This is a genomic window from Pseudomonas sp. TE3552, assembly GCF_056278945.1.
The window spans coordinates 1,290,148-1,308,656 of sequence record NZ_JBWBQJ010000001.1; the positions used below are offsets into that span (position 1 = coordinate 1,290,148).

Sequence of the window (18,509 nt, forward strand, 5' to 3'; positions counted from 1 at the left end):
ACGGATGAATTGGGTTTGTGAACATGAGTGATAACACTATTTTACCGGCCGCTTCCCCGGCCGCTGCTGCACCTGTGGCCAACGCGTCCCGTCGCTGGCCGGCAGTGGTGATCGGGCTATGCCTGGTGGCCGGCGTGGCGGGCGGATTGGGGTGGTTCATGCACAAGCCCAAGGCCCCGCCGGCAGCATTGGCCAGTGACAAACTGGGCATGAGCCGGCCAGATGGTTTGCTCGAAACCCATTCCCTGAGCCAACTGCCCAAGGATCTGCTGGCGGTGCCGTTTCTCAAGGAAACCCTGACCGAAGATTTCGTCTTCTATTACGAAGCCCACGCCGATCGTCTCGGTTTGATCGGCAGTCTGCGACGGATCATTTACGAGCATGACCTGAAGTTGCAGGACAGCCTGATCGAGCAGCTCTTCGATCAACCGGCGGACGTGGCGCTGTGGCGTGGGGCGGATGGGCGTCTCAAGGATTTCCTGTTGGTGATGGATCGCGGCGGGCTGGCCAAGGTGCTGGAGCCACTGGCGAAAGTGGCGCTGGAGGATACGCAGCTGAGCAAGCTGGCTGAAATCAAGGTCGCCGGCGATGTGGTGCCGCTTTATCAACTCACCTACAACAACAGCAAAGCGCTGCTGTTCGCCTCCCATGGCGACAAACTGGTGGTGCTGTCCAATCCGGCCAAGCTTTATGACACCGGCCACGGTCTAGTCGACGAACCCGGCATGGTCTCGACTGAATCGCTGGAAGCACTGCTCGGCGGTCAGAAACTGTTCCCCGAAGCCTTCGGCCTGCAACCCCGCGCGCCTGAAGTGAAGCAACGTCTCTCGGTCAACTCCAGCGTTCTGGCCATGGGTTACCAGCGCTTCATCCCGAACTTCGCCGGCCTGCGTTTCGACATGGACGACAAGGGCTGGCACAGCTTCCTGGCCATGGACGAACTGGAAAACCAGCCAGACTTCGATTTCAAACCGATCTGGCAAGCCATGCCGATGGGCGCCAGCGCCTGCGTAACCTTGCCGCTGGCCGCCGAACAACAGAAACCGCTGCTGGTGAAACTCGGCGCCGACGACGCCGTGGCCCAAGCCCTGACCGAACACATGGCCGGTGCCGCCGGTCTGTGCTGGTATGCCGATTCGCGGCTGTACACGCCGCTACTGGTGGCCAGCCTGAACGACGATGACAGCGCCAAACTCGACGGCGACCTGGGCAACTTGTTCGGCTCGATGGTCGGCGCCTACGAAGGCAACGTCGCCGAGCACGCGTTTGCGGTGGTCGAGAAACAGGAAGGCCAGACCCACCAGTGGCAGCGCCAGGTCAGCTCCAACTTCGGTCCCTACAAGGCCAAGGATGCCGAGCAACCCGACGCGATCACCGGCAAAGCCTTTATGCGCGTCAGCCTTGCGCGTCACGGTTCGACGCTGTTGTTTTCCCTGGACGACAAACTGGTCGACAAAGCCCTCGGCACCCTCGACAAACGCTTCCCGCCCATGGCTGACATCGTGCCGAAAGACCTGCTGATGCCGATCTATTTCGGCCCGGATTCCATGGCGCAACTGATGCAGCAGGAAACCCTCGACAGCCTGCCGCAAGACATGGAGCCGGTGTTCTACAACGCCGCGCAAACCTACCTGATCCCGAAACTGCGCACCCTCGGCGGCTATGGCAAATATGCCCTGACCTTGCCCAAAGGCAGCGAGCCCGACGGCCACTGGCAGTGGCTGCCGCTGGAGTGGAAAGCCCTGTGACAGCACTCATCCGAGGCCTCGGCCTGCTGGCGTTGCTGCTGGGGACTCGCACGTTCGCCAGCGAAGCCGCCGCGCTCGATCCGCAGCAATCCCAGATATTCCGCGCCTGGTTCGTGCGCATCGCCCAGGAACAACTGACCCAAGGCCCGAGCCCACGCTGGTATCAGCAGGACTGCGCCGGGCTGGTGCGGTTTGCCGCCAACGAAGCGCTGAAAGTCCATGACGATAAATGGCTGCGCAGCAATGGCTTGTCCAATCGCTACCTGCCGCCGGAACCGCAACTGAGCGACGCCCAACGCGGCCTCGCCCAGCAATGGCAGCAGGGCGGCGGCAAGGTCGGGCCTTACGTCAATGCGATCAAATTGATTCAGTTCAACAGTCATCTGGTGGGGCGCGACCTGGCCCAGGCCCGACCCGGTGACTTGATGTTTTTCGATCAGGGCGACGACCAGCACCTGATGATCTGGATGGGCCGCTTCATCGCCTATCACACCGGCACTACCACCCCCACTGACAACGGCATGCGCTCCGCAAGCCTGCAACAACTCATGACATGGAAGGACACCCGATGGATACCCGACGCAGCCAACCCCAACTTCATCGGCGTCTATCGACTGAACTTTCTCTCCCAATGACCGGTGCCCGCATGCTGCGCATTTGCTCTCGAATTCCACTGCTGCTGGCCCTTCTGGCGCCTTTAGCCACGGTCAACGCCGAAGACACTGTCGAGCCAAGTGGCTATACGCCGGTGGCCGGTGAAAGCTTTTTTCTGCTGGCCGACAGCAGTTTCGCCAGCGACGAACAGGCGATGGTTCGCCTCGAAGCGCCGGGCCGTGACTACCGCCGGTTCCGCATGGAGCCTTACGGCGGCGCGGACATCCGCGTGTATCGCATCGACAAGCCGCTGGATTTCCTCAAGCGCCAGAAGAACCTGCACCGCGTGGTCAGTGACGGCCAGTTCAAGGGCGAAGGCCTGTCGAACACCCTCGCGTACCTGTGGGACAACTGGTACCGCAAATCCCGTCGGGTGATGCAGCGGGCGTTTTCCTACGAATCGCGTAAACAAGTCACCGAGGAAGTGCCGGAACTGAAGATGGGCACCGCCATCGCCGCGCCAACGCCTTACGACGCACAGCCACAATTCGCGTTGATTCCGGGCCTGCCGGTGGTCAGCCAATTCCGTTATCCGCTGTGGCAGGCCAAACCGATCCAGCCGCCTACAGGGGTGAACCTGGCGGGCTCTTCCAGTGAGTTCGTCAGCGTTGCGCCGGGCAATGTTTACATCCCGTTGGGCAACCTGAAACCAGGGCTGTACCTGGTGGAAGCGCTGGTCGGCAAATACCGCGCGACCACCATGGTTTTCGTCTCCAACACCGTGGCCGTGAGCAAGATTGCTGGCGATGAATTGCTGGTGTGGGCCGCACGCAAACATGAAGGCAGTTCGGTGCCAAAAGTGAATGTACTGTGGACCGACGGCTTGGGCGTGATGAGCAGCGGCGCAACCGACACCGATGGTTTGCTGCGTCTGAAACACGTCAGCCCCGAGCGTTCGTTCGTGATCGGCGAGGACGAAGAGGGCGGGGTGTTCGTCTCCGAGAACTTCTATTACGACAGCGAAATCTACGACACCAAACTCTATGCGTTCACCGACCGGCCGCTGTATCGGCCGGGGGATTGGGTGTCGCTGAAAATCGTCGGTCGCGAGTTCAAGAATGCGCGGGATTCCGTGGCACCGACTGCTGCCGACGTCAATGTGACCGTCCTCGATGCTACGGGGACGGCGCTGCAATCGTTGGCGCTGAAACTTGATTCCAAGGCCGGTACTCAGGGCCGTTTCCAGTTGCCGGACAACGCCGTGGCTGGCGGCTATGAGCTGCGTTTCAGCTACAAGGACCAGGCCTACAGCAGCGCTTTCCGCGTCGCTGAATACATCAAGCCGCACTTCGAGATTTCCCTGAACCTGGCCAAGCAGGATTACCGCACTGGCGAACCGGTGAAGGGCAGTCTGGTGCTGTTGTACCCGGACGGCAAACCGGTGGCCAACGCCAAGTTGAGCCTTAGCCTGCGTGCCCAACAACTGTCGATGGTCGATAACGAGCTGCAGTACCTCGGGCAATTCCCGGTGGAGCTGACCAGCGCCGAACTGACCACCGACGCCAAGGGCAACGCCAGCCTTGACTTGCCTGCCGCCGAGAAACCGAGCCGCTACATGCTCACCGTGTTCGCCAGCGATGGCGCGGCGTATCGGGTCAAGACCACCAAGGAGATCCTCATTGATCGCGGTGCTGCGAGTTTCCGCTTGAGCGCGCCTCAGCGGTTCAGTGCGGTGGGCGGCAAAGTTGCCTTCAGCTATGCCAACGAAGGTGGCAGCGAGCAGAGCAAAGCGGTCAACCCGAGCAGCTACAACTGGGTGCGTCTGGAGGATCAAACCACTGGCGAAGGTAAACTCACCGCCAAAGATAAAGGCTTCACCCTGGCCTTCGACCGTCCGGGCACTTACAACCTGACGCTGAAAGATGATCACGGCCGCGTGCTTGGCGCAACCGGTCATTCGGTCACCGGCGATGGCGTCAAAGCCGTGCCCGGCACCGTGGAAATCGTCCTCGATAAACCCGAGTACAAGGCCGGCGACGAAGCCCTCGCGTTGATCACGTACCCCGAGCCGATCAGCGATGCGTTGTTGTCCCTTGAGCGCGACAAGGTCGAGGCCACGGCGCTGCTGTCCAAGGGCGGCGACTGGCTGAAGATGGAAAAGCTCAGCGAAACCCAGTACCGCGCGCGGATCCCGGTGAAGGACAGCTTCGCACCGAACCTGACCTTCTCCGTACTCTACACCAAGGGTGGCCAATACAGCTTCCAGAACGCCGGGATCAAGGTTGTCGCGCCGCAAATCGATGTGGCGATCACCACCGACAAAGAGGCGTATCAACCAGGGGATACCGTCACTGTCGATCTCGCTACCCAGTTCGCCGGCAAGCCGATTCCGGCGCACCTGACGGTCAGTGTCGTGGACGAGATGGTCTACGCCCTGCAACCGGAAGTGGCGCCAACCATCGACCAGTTCTTCTACCACCCACGGCGCAACAACGTGCGCACCAGCGCCAGTTTGTCGTTCATCAGCTACGACGTGGCATTGCCGGGCAGCCCAGGTGCGCCGGGCAAAGCCAACCGCAGCGAGCGCGGGGTGAAAGTGCTGGAGCGACCACGTCGCGAAGACGTCGACACCGCCGCGTGGCAGCCTGAATTGATCACCGATGCGAATGGCAAAACCCGCTTCACCTTCAAAATGCCGGACTCGCTGACGCGCTGGCGCATCACCGCCCGCGCCATTGCCGATGACGGCCAGGTGGGGCAGAAGAAGCAATTCGTGCGCTCGGAAAAACCGCTGTACCTGAAGTGGAGCGGGCCGACCAAATTCCGCAACGGCGACAAACCGGATCTCGGCGTGTTCGCTTTCAGCCAGGCCGAGAAACCGGTCAAGGCTGAGCTGGTGATTCATTATGCGGGCGCCGAGCAACGTGTGCCGGTGACCTTGAACAACGGCATCAACTACATCGCATTGCCAGCATTCACCTTGGCCAATGGCGAGTGGACTGCCGAGCTGGTGCAGGACGGCAAAACCGCTGATGCCTTGGCGGTGCGCCTGACCGCGTCCGGTGAAGGCTGGCAGGTGACTCAGAGTCAAAGCCTGGATGCGGCCAGCGGTGATACGCCTCTGACCTTGCCGGCAGATGCCACGGATATTCGCCTGCGTCTGGATGACAGTCCGCAAGCGCTGTTCCGTTCGGCCCTCGATGATCTGCTGAGCTATCCGTACGGCGGCGTCGAACAAACCGCCAGTCGTTTGCTGCCGTTGAGCATCGCTTATCCAACCTTGTCGTCGAACCCGCAGATTCGCGATCGCTTGCGCTTGATCATGCAGAACAGCCGTCTGCGGCTGGTGCAAATGGCCGGGCCGTCGGCGAGTTTCACCTGGTGGGGCTACGACGGTGAGCCGGATGCGTTCCTCACCGCGTATGCCTACTACGCCGACTGGCACGCCAGCAAAGCGCTGGAGCTGAGCCTGCCGCCGGAGCATTGGCAGCGGGTGCTGGAGGTGTACGCCAAGCAGTCGCAGAACACGCCACTGTTGCAGCGGGCGCTGATTCTGTCGTTTGCCAAACAGATGCAATTGCCGGTGAACACGCTGCTCAGCGGTTTGATCGACGACCTGGTGAAAGCCGGCGAAGGCAATGCGGCGAGCGTGATGGACGATGGCGAAGAGAGCCTCGTCATGAACGATCCGGATTCGGCATTGGGGCTGGCCAGCGCTCGGCTGTTGACCGCATCGATGGCGCGTCAGGCCAAGGTCAATCTGCCGGAGGCGTTCAGTCGTCAACTGGACGCAGCGCAACAACACGTGGCCGCCAGTTCCCAGCCGTTTGTCGAAGCGTTGAACCTGTCGCTGCAAGCCTTCGATCAGGCTCACGCTCAAGCCTTGTTGCAACGCCTGTTGCCACAGCAATCGACTCTGGAACGCGCCTTGGCGCTGACCTGGCTGCAACGCAGCATCGAACAGGCCTCGCCCACCATCGCACTGGCACCGGGTGAAGGCTGGAAGAAAAAGTACGGTGATACCGGTGAGATGTATTGGACATGGCAAGGCGCTGCAACCGTGCCTGCAACGTTGTCGCTGAGCGGGACGCAAGAACGCCCGCTGCGTGCCGCGCTGAGCTATCAGACCCAGCAACCGCCAGTGACCCCGATGGCCGTGACCATCACCCGTCGCCTGTCGCGCCTGGTGCCGGGTGACGAAGCGTTCGAATTCAAACTCGAAGCGGTCGGGACCAAGCCATTGTCCAGCGACAGCCTGTACCTGGACGAAGTGATCATCACCAGCAAAGCCACGAAACCGCTGCGCTACGGCATGCTCGAAGTGCCGCTGCCGCCGGGTGCCGATGTCGAGCGCACCACGTGGGGCATCAAGCTGATGGGCAAGGCCGGCACCGAGCCGACCGCGCTGGAGAAGGCGCGTTTCGAACCGGGGCAAATGGCTTATGCGGTTCCGGTGGATGCCTTGAGCGGTGAATTGCGCCTGCGGCATCTGGTGCGCTTCTCGCAAAAAGGTCAGTTCAACCTGCCGCCGGTGCGTTTCACTCAGGTCTACGCACCGCAGAACCAGGCTCAGGAACAGAAGCAGGCGCTCGGCCAGGTTACGGTCAACTGACATGACCCGGCGTTTGGTCTGGTGGCTGTTGTGTTGGATCCCTGCGCTGGCGACAGCGCAGGACGAGCCGTTGCGGCTGGGTTTCGAAGGTGAACTGCTTTCGCTGAACCGCACTCAGGTGATCGCGCGTGAGCCATTGCCTGCTGATCTGCAGACGCCGCTGGGCAGTGTGTGGAAGTTGTTTGTCTACGGCTGGCTGGTGGATACCGGCGCGCGTGAACCGGCTTATGCGTGTCGCGGGCAATCGAAGGAAGAAGTCTATTGCTGCACCACGGGTGGCACGATCGGTCGTGATCAGGCGTTGGTGAAGTCCTGCGGCTTGTATTTCGACCCTGCGCGCCTGGGCATTGCGGGGGCACAGTGGCGGACGTACTGGCAGGCGCGTCAGGCGCCAGAATGGTTGCTGGACTTGCCGTCGGTGCAACCGCAGACCCGGGTTTCGGTGGCTGAGTTGTTGAAGGTATTGGCCGTGATGCCGGCGCAGGATCAGGCGCGGCGAGTGTTGCTCGATGTGGTGCTGAATGCCGCTGATGGCAATGTCGTGGGCGAACTCGGTGGCCGTTTGCGGGTGAAAACCTGGAGCTGGTTGGGGGATCAGGATCCTTCGTCGCGCCAGGGCGGGTTCGCAGGCTGGACAGCGGACGGCACGCCGATCTGGGCCGGTGGGCAGGGCACCAGTCAAATGGTCTTGGGCAACTATGGTCAGGCGCTGGCGACGGTACTGCCTTCGTCATGGCCAGCCGAGGCGGGGAAGTGCGTCGAGGTCGGCCTGTTCGCGCGTTATCCGCTGAAACGCGTGATGTCGGGGGATCGCGTTTTAGCGCCCGGCCCCTTGCAAGGCGACTATCGCGTCGAATTCGCCAACGGCAATCAACTCGATATCCACAGCGACGGCGAGTTGTTCTTGCTCAAAGACAAACTGGTCGCCCGCCTGGACCGCGAAGAGTACGTCGCCCGCGTCCTGCAGCGCGAAGCCAGGCCCGAGCCTGCCGAAGCCGCCAAAGCCTTGGCCATCGCCATTCGCACCTATCTGCTGCAAAACGCTACCCGCAACGGCGATTGCCTGAGCATCGACGACAGCAGCAGCCGACAACGCGTCGCCCCACGCCCGGCCGCGACCGAATCACGCAACATCGCCGCGTGGACCAGCGACCTGGTCCTGGCCGGCAGCAACGTCACCTATCACTCCGACCAACCGGGGCCGGACAAGCTCTCCTGGCAGCAAGCCGTCGAACAGGCCAATGCCGGTCAACGCTACGACGCCATCCTGCTGCACGCTTACCCACGCGCCAGCCTCAGCCGCTGGGACAATCCCGTCGCCTCCTGCGAAGCGCTACCCGCCGCGCAAGATTGGCTGCAAAACCAGCGTCGCGGTTGGCACCAACGCCTCGAAAGCGAGGTTGGCTACAACGAAGTCAGCACCTTCGCCGTTTGCCGCCTGGCCTTCGGCCGTCCTTTTGTCGACCGCGAGCGCCAGCGCATCTACGTGCGCGGTGTGCTGTCGCTGCAAGACCGCCTCGACCTGACTCACGAATACCTGCACCTGGCCTTCGAAGCACACCCCAACGGCCAGGATGAAACCTACATCGAAGGGCTCGCCCGCCACCTCTTGCTGGAATAGGTCATGAAATTCCGTTACCCACAGGTCTTGCTGTTCCTTTGTTCTTTTTGCGTATGGCCAACGACATTCGCCGCCGATAACGCCGTCAAAATCGACACCCCCATCGGCGGCTGGCGCACGGGTGCGCCCGAAGGCGAAGGCGAAAACTTTCGCCAGACGGTTAATTACCCGGCCTCATCGGTCAACACTCCGGTGGGGCAGGCCAATACCGCTCGCATTACCGGGCAGATCAAATCCACCCCCAAGGGCAATGAGCCCGGCAAGCTGATCGTCAACGGCGTCAGCATGCCGCTGAAGATCGACCCCGCCGGCCGCTTCGACCGCCCGTTCTCATTCCCCAACGGCAGCAACAGCGTTGAAGTGCGCAGCCCCGATGGCCAACAGCGCCATCGCACGCAGTTCCTCAATGCCAGCGGCGGCGCCACCCCGGCCAAGTTGCGCGTGTTGCTGGGCTGGGACAGCGACGGCACCGACCTTGACCTGCACCTGGTTACGCCTGACGGTAGCCACATCTGGTACGGCGATCGTGTCGCAGCCAACGGCGGCGCACTCGACGTCGACGTCACCACCGGCTACGGCCCGGAAATCTTCGCCATGCCAGCGCCGATCAAGGGGCAATACCTGGTGTACGTGAACTACTACGGTGGCGGGTATCGCAGTGATGAGGATGGGCAGGAAGAGGCTGTTCAGCCCCTGACCACTGCGCAGATCACGGTGATTACGGAGGAGGGGACGCCGAACGAGAAGATGGAAACGTTCCTGGTGCCGATGCGGGCAGTGGGGGAGTTGACGTTGGTCAAGGGGTTTAGTTATCCGTGAGGGGGTAATTGTCCAGCGGGTTGTTGGGCAATTAAATTGGGCAGCGGTTTGCTGCCCGATTGCTTGAATATGGCCAGTACAATTGGTCAGCAGGCTGCTGACCAATATTGGCTTCAGTTGAGGGGTGATTATCCAGAGGGGCAGTGTCCTCTGGGGCTTTCCTCTTTCGCATGCGCAAGTTTTACGAGACATACAGGCATGACGCAATTGTCGCAGCACTGCTGAGACCATTGCCCCGGACCCAAAACCTGATCATTCTCAACCGATACCGCGGCAAACAGCTTCAACCTTGAGCCTTTGGATCGCAATGTCCTCAAACTCCATGAAAACCCATTCTCATCCCCGAGTTTTTACTCAATGGAATAGCCAAGGCATTTTTTGAGCGCTGGCGTAAACTTTGCCTACCTAACTCCAGGGGGAGACTTCGCGCGCGAGTATCGGTGTTGGCTTGTCGATCACCGGCCTGCTCTTTGCCAGGCATCAGGAAGGCCACATTTTCAGAAATGGCGGTGGTTTCATTAAGGGAATGAGATGTTCGAGATAGATCGCAGCAGCAAGACGCTGTTGGTGGACCAGATCCGAAATGCGATTGTTGCGCGCATTGAATCTTTGCAGTGGGTTCAAGGCAGTCGGTTGCCGTCGGTCAGGGCGCTCTCCAAACAACTGGGCGTCAGTAACTTTACGGTGAGTAGCGCTTACGAAGACCTCGTGGCGCAGCACATCATCGAGTCCAGACCCGGGGCCGGTTACTTCGTTCTCGCGACCAATCCAGCGGGAGCCCTCAAGGACCTGGACGAGTTGGTCCCGCCATCCAGCCTGCATGGGGGATTTCTGTACCGTGCGCTGGACCCTTCCCAATACGATATTCCCGTCAGTTCAGGCTACTTTCCTCCGTCCTGGCTGGCTGACGCTGTTCCCGTTTCTGTTACCGGACGGTTGATTCGAAACACGCTGTCTTGCAGCGTCCCGGCGCCTGCCGCGGGGAGTCAGCAGTTGCGTTCGGTGATTGCACGCAAGTTGCGCGAGGTTCACATCAATGCCTCCAGCAACCAGATAGTGGTGACGGTGGGGGCGACCCATGCGTTCTCGCTGATTCGTAGTGTCATGCTCAAGCCCAGTGATTACCTGCTGGTCGAGGATCCGAGCTACCTGTTGCTGCAGTTGAAGCTGATCAAGGGGCGCGATTTCAACATCATTACCGTGCCACGAATGGCTGATGGTCCGGACCTGGAGGCCATGGAGGCCATGCTGATCAAATACCGGCCAAAACTGTTTCTGACCCAGACCCTGATCCACAATCCTACTGGCGGCAATACCTCCCCGGCCAAGGGGTTCAAGATTCTTTCGCTGGCCGAGAAGTATGATTTTCATATTGTCGAAGACGATATTTTCGGCTCGTTGTCGGCCAAGCAAACCCTTCGGCTGGCGAGCCTGGATGGTTTGAATCGCACCTTTTACATCAGCGGCTTCAGCAAGGTGCTCAGTCCTGCCCTGCGCCTTGGGTATGTGGCGGCACCACCCGCGTTTGTCGAGCGTCTGGTGGAGCAGAAGATGTACAACTTGTTGTGCGGCTCATCCATGGATGAAACCATCGTGACCTACACCCTGGAGTCCGGGCGCTATCAGCACCATTTGGATGTTCTGCGTCAGCGGGTAATGCAGGAGCGTGTCCGGGCGCGGGAGTGGCTGGGCAAGGTGGGCGTGGTGTTTGATGAACCCGGCGTGGATGGCTTGTTTCTGTGGGCTCGTTTCCCCGCGCACGTGAATATTCGCCGTCTGATTGAACAGGCCCATGACGCCCGCATCTTCCTGGCCCCAGGGTCACTGTTCAGCAACACCCGCGATTACGATCAGTACATCCGCCTGAACGTCAGCCACTGCAATGACATCCAGTTCAAGCGTTTCATCGACGCTCAGACTGGCAGCGAAACTGCCCAGCGAGTCACCGACCACGGCGTTCTGGATCAGGCGCCCGGTTAGCCTGATGCCCATCAGCCAGCTTTTGAAATACTCCACCAGCGTGGCCACTTCTCCCAGGTCTGAATGAGCGAATCTTCAACGGTTCAGATGCGCTTGGACAGCCAGACCAGCACGATGACGATGGCGCAGACGGCCGGGGTCAACCAGTTCCACAACTCGCCCATCAGGAAGATCGAAAAGGCAAACGTGAAGAACGGTTGCAGTAATTGCAGCTGGCTGATGCGCTGGATGCCACCCAGGGCCAGGGCGCGGTTCCACGAGAAGAAACCCAGCAGCGAATTGATCAGGGCCAGAAACAGCAGGGCAGCGACCCCTTGTCCAGGCAGGGTGGCGATGGTCTGGCTGTCATACAGCCAGAGGCTGACCGGGAGCAGCACCGGCAGGCTGATGACCAGGGTCCAGCACATGACCTGCCAGCCCGGCAGTTCCTTGGACAGTGCACCGCCCTGGGCGTAGCCAAAACCGGCCAGCAGCACGGCGCCCAGCAGCGCCAGATCGCCGATGTAGATGTCCGAGACGTCCGACTTGATGACGGTGTAGGCCATCACCACCAGGAAGCCCAGGCTTGAGACCGCCCAGAACATTTTGGAGGGGCGAGTGCCTGTAATGAGGGTACCGAAGATCGCCGTGGACAGCGGCAGTGCAGCGAGCACCACGCCGCCGTGGCTGACCGGAACGTATTGCATGCCGAGCGCGGTGAGGATCGGAAAGCCGTAAACGATGCCGGTGGAGGTCAGCAACATCCGCTTGATTTGCGAGCGATTGGGAAGCTTGGCTCGACCGATGAGCAAAAAGGGAATCGCCGCAAACGCAGCCAACACCGACCGAAAGAACCCGACTTGCAGGGCACTCAGGTCACCAGCGAGCATTTTTGCCGCCGGCAAAGTCATGGCAAACGCCGCGACCGAAATGAGTCCCAGGAAATAGGCTTGCAGGTCTTGATTCTTTGTTTCTTGAAAACTGGCTACGTTCGTTTGCGTCATGAGACGTTTCCTTCGGGCTTCGCCGGTTGAACGTCCGCTTGGGGGGGGCGGACGCACACTCCGATCAGATCTGTTTGTTGCTGAGGTTAACGCCTGCAGGTTATGGAGCCTGGCGAAGGAAGTACCGGTACGGCGATAGGGCGTGGGCAACGAACTGTATGGTTGCGCGACCATGACAGTTGGAGGGGCTGTTTATCGAGAGAGGGCCTGGGCAGGCATGCGCACAGGATTGACGTCTGGTTTGAGGGTGTTCTGGCGGGCCTCATCGCGATGAGGCCGGCCCGTCCAGCACGAAACCCATTATTGTTTCTGCTGATTCTGCGCCACAGCAGCTTTCGATTTGGAGAAACGGTAGAACAGATTGGGTTCGCTCACGATGTACAGTTCGCCAGCGGTGTCCATGGTCATGCCTTCGGCTTGCGGAATGGTTTTTTTCAGGTCATTCAGGCCGAGCAGGGAGCGGATGCTGACGAAGTTACCGTTCTCGTCGAGCTCGGTCACGTTGGAGGACTGCTCACTCAGCAGCAACAAGTGACCGGTCCGCGGATCGTAGTAACCCTCGGAAAGATCCAGGCCGAAAACGCTGCGGTCGATCCAGTTCGTCAAATCCTTGATGTGAACCTGCAACGAGCCGCCCATGGAGGCGAGCATGCCCGTGACCGAATAAAGCTGCCGCGGATCGCGTTCCTTGATCGCGAAGATACGATCATTGGCCGCGTCATAGGTCACGCCTTCAAAGCCCTTGTTGTGTTCGCTCAGGTTGATCTCGATCGCGACAAACTGTGCGTTTTCCACATGGATGGGGCCTGGGCTGTCCGGCAAGGTCAGGACGTACAGTCGCTGCAATACTTCATCGGCAATCACCACACGACCGTTGCCCATGTAAGCAATGCCTTCGGTGTCCTGGAACCCGATCAGCGGGTAACGTTCGAGCAGGTCGCCGTTACGGCTCATTGCCACAATCTGCTGGGGCGCACCATTGGTGATCCCCAGCAGACGATCATGGTCCGGGTCATAGGCGATACCGGACAAATTGGTCACGTCCGCAACCGGCTTGGCCTGGATCACGGCTTTATAGTCCGGCAGCCAGATATTTTTCTCTGGTGCCGGGTTGCCATGCCAGAGGTTTTTCCAGTGCGCATACAGCTGCTGGTGGACCATGAAATGTGTGGATACCGCGTAGGCACCGAGCAGTACGACAATGAAAAATATGCTCAGCTTCCATTTCTTGCTCATGACTTGTCCTTGTTCCAGCTGAAGCGATAGACCTTTGCAGGTTGTCCGGGCTGGCATTGGCCGTTATCGGCATCGGCGCCTACGATCGACCACAGCGCACGAGACGTTTCGCCTAGCTCATGGGCGGCCTGGGGGTTGAAACAACGGGCCAGCACTTCGTCCGGGACCAGGGCGTACGCGTCACGGTGTTCGCGCAGCCACTGCGCCGCTTGTTCGACTGAGGAGTTGCTCATCCCGAAATGCACGATCGGCTGCCGAGCGAATAACCAGTGACCCTCGCGCCAGTTGACCAACACCAGGTCGGCACCGTGGGTCATGGTCGCTGCCTGCGCCATGATTGCTTCATGGGGGTTGGGACCGTCCTTGATCGGCTCAATGAAGCCGCGGGCGAACCACAGGACAAACCAGCTCACTACCAGCGCCTGGAATATCCGCATACCGCGTGGACGCTTGCCGAACCAGCGCTTGAGCAGCCAGGGAATCAGCGGCGCCGCCACCAGCACCAGCCCGGGCAGCGCCGGATAGATGTACAACTTGCGTTTGCCGCTGCTCAGGCAGAAGAACAGCACCACCAATACCACCCAGCTCAGCAGCACCAGCACTCGACCGTCGTGTTTGCGCAATTGCCGGCGCCAGGCCGGTACCAGCCATGGCAGGGCCAGTACCAGCGGTAGCCAGTATTGCGGGATCACGTTGACGAAGAAGTACCAGAACGGTTCGCGATGGTCCCACGCGGCGGCATAGCGTGCCGCCGTCTGGCGCAACAGGATTTCTCGCGCATAGGCGATTTCCTCCGCGGTGCCATTGAGCACGATGGACAGTGCCAGGGGCAGCAGCCAGATCGCGATGGCGCCGAGCGCAACCAAAAAGCCCAGGAACCACTTGCGCTTCTGGCCCGGCATGGCCACCACGCCGGACCAGTTTTTGCGCACCGCGTAGGCATACGGAATCAGCATCAATACCGGGACGAAGCCGACCCCTTTGGTGATCACGCCAATGCCCATGGCGGCGCAGCCCACATAGAACCAGCGCCAGGCCGGCCCGAGCAGCAAATGCCGCGCCAGCCCGTACAGGCCCAGGGATGTGAACAGAATCAACAGGCTGTCGATCTGGCCGGTACGCAGGATGCTGTAAGTCTGGTACGTGGCCAGGTACAAGAGCGCGGCTATTCGACCAATGCGCGGATTCCACAGCCGGCGGCCCAGGTCGTAGACCACGGCCGTGACCGTCGCGGCCGACAACAGCCCCGGAATATACAGGGCGAGGGCGGGCAGGCCGGTGAGCCATGCGAAGAATGCCACCGTCCACATAAAGATCGGCGGCTTGTCGCCGTATATTTCCGCAGCGCGGTGGGGGATGAACCACGAGCCGTTGTGCAGCATTTCCAGCGCCACGCCGAGGAAACGTTCCTCATCCACGTTCTGCGGTTGGCGCAGCCCCAGGCCGGCGCCGACCAATAGCAAGGCGAGCAGCACCAAGCCCAGGCATTCGATGCCGGGCGACAGGGTTTTACGCATGGCTCAGTCCTTTAAGTGTTTGCTGCGGGCAATCAATTGCAAATTGCGCAGATAGACGATGGAGCCAAAGGCCTGGCCGGCAATGAACACCGGGTCTTCCCGGTAAATGGCATAAGCGAGCAGCAGGGCGCTGCCGACAATGCTCAGGTACCAGAAGCTCACCGGGATCACGCTGCGCTTTTTGTATTCGCTGTACAGCCACTGCAAGACGAAGCGACCGGTAAAGGCGATCTGGCCAGCGAAGCCGACCACCAGCCACAGGGTTTCGCGGGAGACGTTCATCCTTCGATCTCCTGTGCGTTGGTGTTCAACCGCGTGCGTTTGATCAGCCACCACACACCGAACAGATCGAGAATGCCTACCAGGGCACGGTCGATGTTGCCGTACTTGGACACCCCGGCCGTGCGGGGGCGGTGGTTGACCGGGTGCACGATCATTCGGCCGTTGTGCCGTTGGATCAGGGCAGGAATGTACCGATGCATATGGTCGAAGTACGGCAAGCGCAGAAACGCCGCGCGCTCGATCAGCTTCAGCCCGCAGCCGGTGTCCGGGGTCGCGTCATTGAGCAGGCGGCTGCGCAGCCCGTTGGCGAAGCGCGAGGCCCAGCGTTTGCTCGCGGTATCGCGGCGGTTGACCCGGTGCCCGGCCACCAGCTGAACGTCTACCAGACCCTTTTCACCGCGCACCAGCGCCAACATCCCGGGGATGTCCGCGGGGTCGTTTTGACCGTCGCCATCAAGCGTGGCCAGCCATTGCCCCCGGGCGGCGATTGCCGCGTGGTAGAGCGAGGTGCTTTGCCCCAGCGAGCGCTCATGGCGCAGGATGCGCAAGGCGTCCAGGCCGTTGTTTTTCAGCTGCCGCAGTTCATGCAAGGTGGAATCGGTGCTGCCATCGTCCACCACAATGATTTCGTAGGCCTCATCGGCCAATGCGACGCGGATTTCCTCAAGTAAAGGTTTGAGGTTGTTCGCTTCGTTCTTTGCTGGAATCAATACAGATACAAAAATGTCTTGGCTCATAGAGTCCCCCCCGTTGCTCCTTGGTCTTTTATTTATCAAGGGCTCACGTTTCATATCTGATAGAAGTGGCGATACCACTTCACAAATTCCGCTACACCGGTCTCAACCGTCACTTGAGGACGGAAATCGACCCACTCGGCCAGTGCCGAAATATCGGCCCAGGTCTTGACCACATCGCCTGCCTGTAACGGCATGAAGTTGCGTTGGGCCTTGATGCCCAGCGCCGATTCCAGGCAGTCGACAAACTCCAGCAGCGCCACCGGCTGGCCGCGGCCTATGTTGAAAATTCGGTTTACACCAGCGTCTGGCTCGTTCGGCACCGGTGGCTTGGTACGCAGGCGGGCGATGCTTTCGACGATGTCGTCGATATAGGTGAAGTCGCGCGACATCTGGCCATGGTTATAGATGTCGATCGGCTGGCCTTTGAGAATCGCTTCGGTGAACTTGAACAGCGCCATGTCAGGGCGCCCCCAAGGTCCGTAAACGGTAAAAAAGCGCAGGCCGCTGGCTTTCAGGCCATAGAGGTGGCAATAGCTGTGCGCCAGCAGTTCATTGGCGCGTTTGCTGGCGGCGTACAGCGAAATGGGATGATCAACGGCGTCTTCGACACAGAACGGCATTTTGCTGTTGGTGCCGTACACCGAGCTGCTCGAGGCATAGATCAGATGCGCCGGGCTATGGTGCCGGCAAGCTTCCAGCACATTCAGAAAACCCACCAGATTGGACTGCGCATAGACGTCCGGATTATCCAGTGAATAGCGAACGCCAGCCTGGGCGGCCAGGTGCACAACCTCGGTGAAAGCATGGGTTTCGAACAAGGCCATCAACGCCGGCTTGTCGACGATGTCCAGGGCCTGGAAACGAAAGCCCGGTAGGGATTCCAGCTCTTTGAGCCGTGCGTGTTTAAGCTCTACGCTGTAGTAGTCGTTGAGATTGTCGATACCGACCACTTCAAGGCCTTCGCGACACAAACGCTTGACGGTGTGATACCCGATAAAACCGGCGGCGCCAGTGACCAGAACCGTCATGAGGCCTGTGCCTGTGTGCGACTGATTCCCATCCTGCGCAAAGGACGCCCTTGCATGACAACCCCCTGTAAGTATTTGCTGATCAACGTATTTTTTTGAGTCGATACCACCGTTGGCTCCATGCCACGCTCCGTTGTTCTGTTAAAGGTCTGCGCAATGCTCATCATGAGCCGCAGAACTCGCAGCCGTATACCATGCCAGTTGAATTGTAAAAAAAATGTTAAGCGTTCATTTCGAATTGATGAGCGCCCCCTTATAGGCCTGCGGTTGTGATGGCCCTTACAACGCGGCACCCAGCATCTTAAGGTATTTGGGGCTCTCGGAAATCGAATTGTGGTCCGTGCCCGGTATCACCTGCAGCGAAGCCACGCCCTTGGTGAAATGCGTGTAGAGCTGTTCGGTGCTTGAGCGCGGTATGACTTCGTCGTGTTCGGCCTCGATCAACAGCGTCGGGACCGTGATGTGAGCGGCGTATTTCCAGGACTCGAACTTGTCCTGAAGCAGCCACTTCACCGGGAACCAGCGGAACTGGCGGGTGGCGAGGTCTTCAAGGCTGTTGTAGGGCGTGATCAGGATCAGCCGCGAGGCCGGGCGTTGGCTGGCCAGGCGCACGGCAACGCCCGAACCCAGGCTGCGCCCGACCACGGCGATGTTGGGGTGAGTGTTGTAGACACTGTCGAACAAGGTCATGGCATCGCGCTGGATCGCTTCCTCGGATGGCGACCCGGTACTGCCGCCGTAGCCTCGGTAATGAAGCAGGTAGATCGCGTGATCCGCAAAGGCCTGCGAGAACGCTGGCAGGCTGCGGGAAACGTCTTCGGCATTGCCACCGAAGTAGATCAGCGCTTTCGGGCCGTCATGCGGCCTGACGGTCACCAGCACCTGCGCGTCGGCGACTGACAGCGTCAGCAGCGTTTGGGGCGCATCGATGGCGCGGGGTTGCGGGTAGTAGATGAGGGCGCGTTGAAACACGAACAGCGCGGCGCAGAGTATCAGGTACGCAATGGCAACGAATACGAAGAGAGACACCAGGGTTCGTGACATTCGGCTAAGTTTAGTGGACGACATTGACTGTTTTTGGCCTTGAGACAGCTATTGCTAGAGCGCTGTCAAAGTGTAGTTCAGCCATTTCAGCTGTGCAGGAGAGCTGCCCAGTGCCAGTCAATCAAGCCGTAACGCGCTCTGCTACAAAGAATGCGTCGCGCCTTAACCGTCTGGTACTGGCCCATGCGTACGATTGTTTTCAGCCGCAGAAAGATACTCACGCTGGCTGCCGGTGCGTCGGCAGTCTTCACCTTCGGTCCGGCCTTTGCTGCATCGGCGGCGCCGTCGACGGAAACAGGAGGCAAGAA

General features: G+C 60.1%; 13 protein-coding genes. 6 read left to right on the forward strand and 7 right to left on the reverse strand.

The genetic code is table 11. The features are described from left to right. Positions 1-23: 23 nt before the first annotated feature. The 6 genes from ACZ9BB_RS05650 (at position 24) to ACZ9BB_RS05675 (ending at position 11,374) form a co-directional block, all read left to right on the forward strand. Entirely contained in the window at positions 24-1,748 is a 1,725-nt protein-coding gene (locus tag ACZ9BB_RS05650; RefSeq protein WP_476212893.1) for a DUF2138 domain-containing protein, read from the forward strand. Then, complete coding sequence (locus ACZ9BB_RS05655; protein ID WP_476212894.1) at positions 1,745-2,383, forward strand: DUF1175 domain-containing protein; 639 nt, start codon at positions 1,745-1,747, stop codon at positions 2,381-2,383. Before ACZ9BB_RS05650 ends, ACZ9BB_RS05655 begins: the two co-directional genes overlap by 4 nt. Further along, a complete protein-coding gene (locus ACZ9BB_RS05660) occupies positions 2,380-6,954 on the forward strand; it encodes an alpha-2-macroglobulin family protein (RefSeq protein WP_476212896.1) in 4,575 nt (1,524 codons plus the stop codon). Before ACZ9BB_RS05655 ends, ACZ9BB_RS05660 begins: the two co-directional genes overlap by 4 nt. 1 nt (position 6,955) lies before the next feature. Then, entirely contained in the window at positions 6,956-8,575 is a 1,620-nt protein-coding gene (locus tag ACZ9BB_RS05665) for a DUF2300 domain-containing protein (RefSeq protein ID WP_476212897.1), read from the forward strand. A gap of 3 nt (positions 8,576-8,578) precedes the next feature. Next, on the forward strand, positions 8,579-9,394 hold the full coding sequence (locus tag ACZ9BB_RS05670) for a YfaP family protein (RefSeq protein ID WP_476212898.1): 816 nt from the start codon (positions 8,579-8,581) through the stop codon (positions 9,392-9,394). Between the two features lie 531 nt (positions 9,395-9,925). Then, positions 9,926-11,374: an aminotransferase-like domain-containing protein gene (locus tag ACZ9BB_RS05675; RefSeq protein WP_476212899.1), complete on the forward strand. Its 1,449-nt coding sequence runs from the start codon at positions 9,926-9,928 to the stop codon at positions 11,372-11,374. A gap of 83 nt (positions 11,375-11,457) precedes the next feature. On the opposite strand, the gene ACZ9BB_RS05680 is transcribed toward ACZ9BB_RS05675, so the two are convergent. The 7 genes from ACZ9BB_RS05680 to ACZ9BB_RS05710 form a co-directional block, all read right to left on the reverse strand. Next, positions 11,458-12,357 (reverse strand): DMT family transporter, encoded by a 900-nt coding sequence (locus tag ACZ9BB_RS05680; protein WP_476212900.1) that lies wholly within the window; start codon positions 12,355-12,357, stop codon positions 11,458-11,460. A gap of 300 nt (positions 12,358-12,657) precedes the next feature. Next, entirely contained in the window at positions 12,658-13,593 is a 936-nt protein-coding gene (locus ACZ9BB_RS05685; RefSeq protein ID WP_476212901.1) for an SdiA-regulated domain-containing protein, read from the reverse strand. Continuing rightward, positions 13,590-15,110 carry an ArnT family glycosyltransferase gene (locus ACZ9BB_RS05690; RefSeq protein ID WP_476212902.1) on the reverse strand — a complete coding sequence of 507 codons (1,521 nt, stop codon included), beginning with the start codon at positions 15,108-15,110 and terminating at the stop codon, positions 13,590-13,592. The genes ACZ9BB_RS05685 and ACZ9BB_RS05690 overlap by 4 nt, the downstream gene beginning before the upstream one ends. A 3-nt stretch (positions 15,111-15,113) precedes the next feature. Beyond that, complete coding sequence (locus tag ACZ9BB_RS05695) at positions 15,114-15,392, reverse strand: lipid-A-disaccharide synthase N-terminal domain-containing protein (RefSeq protein ID WP_320391148.1); 279 nt, start codon at positions 15,390-15,392, stop codon at positions 15,114-15,116. Beyond that, the gene (locus ACZ9BB_RS05700) at positions 15,389-16,129 is read right to left on the reverse strand and encodes a glycosyltransferase family 2 protein (protein ID WP_476212903.1); all 741 of its coding nucleotides are present in this window, start codon (positions 16,127-16,129) and stop codon (positions 15,389-15,391) included. The genes ACZ9BB_RS05695 and ACZ9BB_RS05700 overlap by 4 nt, the downstream gene beginning before the upstream one ends. A gap of 50 nt (positions 16,130-16,179) precedes the next feature. After that, positions 16,180-17,157 (reverse strand): NAD-dependent epimerase, encoded by a 978-nt coding sequence (locus ACZ9BB_RS05705; RefSeq protein WP_476212904.1) that lies wholly within the window; start codon positions 17,155-17,157, stop codon positions 16,180-16,182. Between the two features lie 279 nt (positions 17,158-17,436). Beyond that, the gene (locus tag ACZ9BB_RS05710) at positions 17,437-18,225 is read right to left on the reverse strand and encodes an alpha/beta hydrolase (protein WP_476212905.1); all 789 of its coding nucleotides are present in this window, start codon (positions 18,223-18,225) and stop codon (positions 17,437-17,439) included. Between the last annotated feature and the right edge of the window lie 284 nt (positions 18,226-18,509).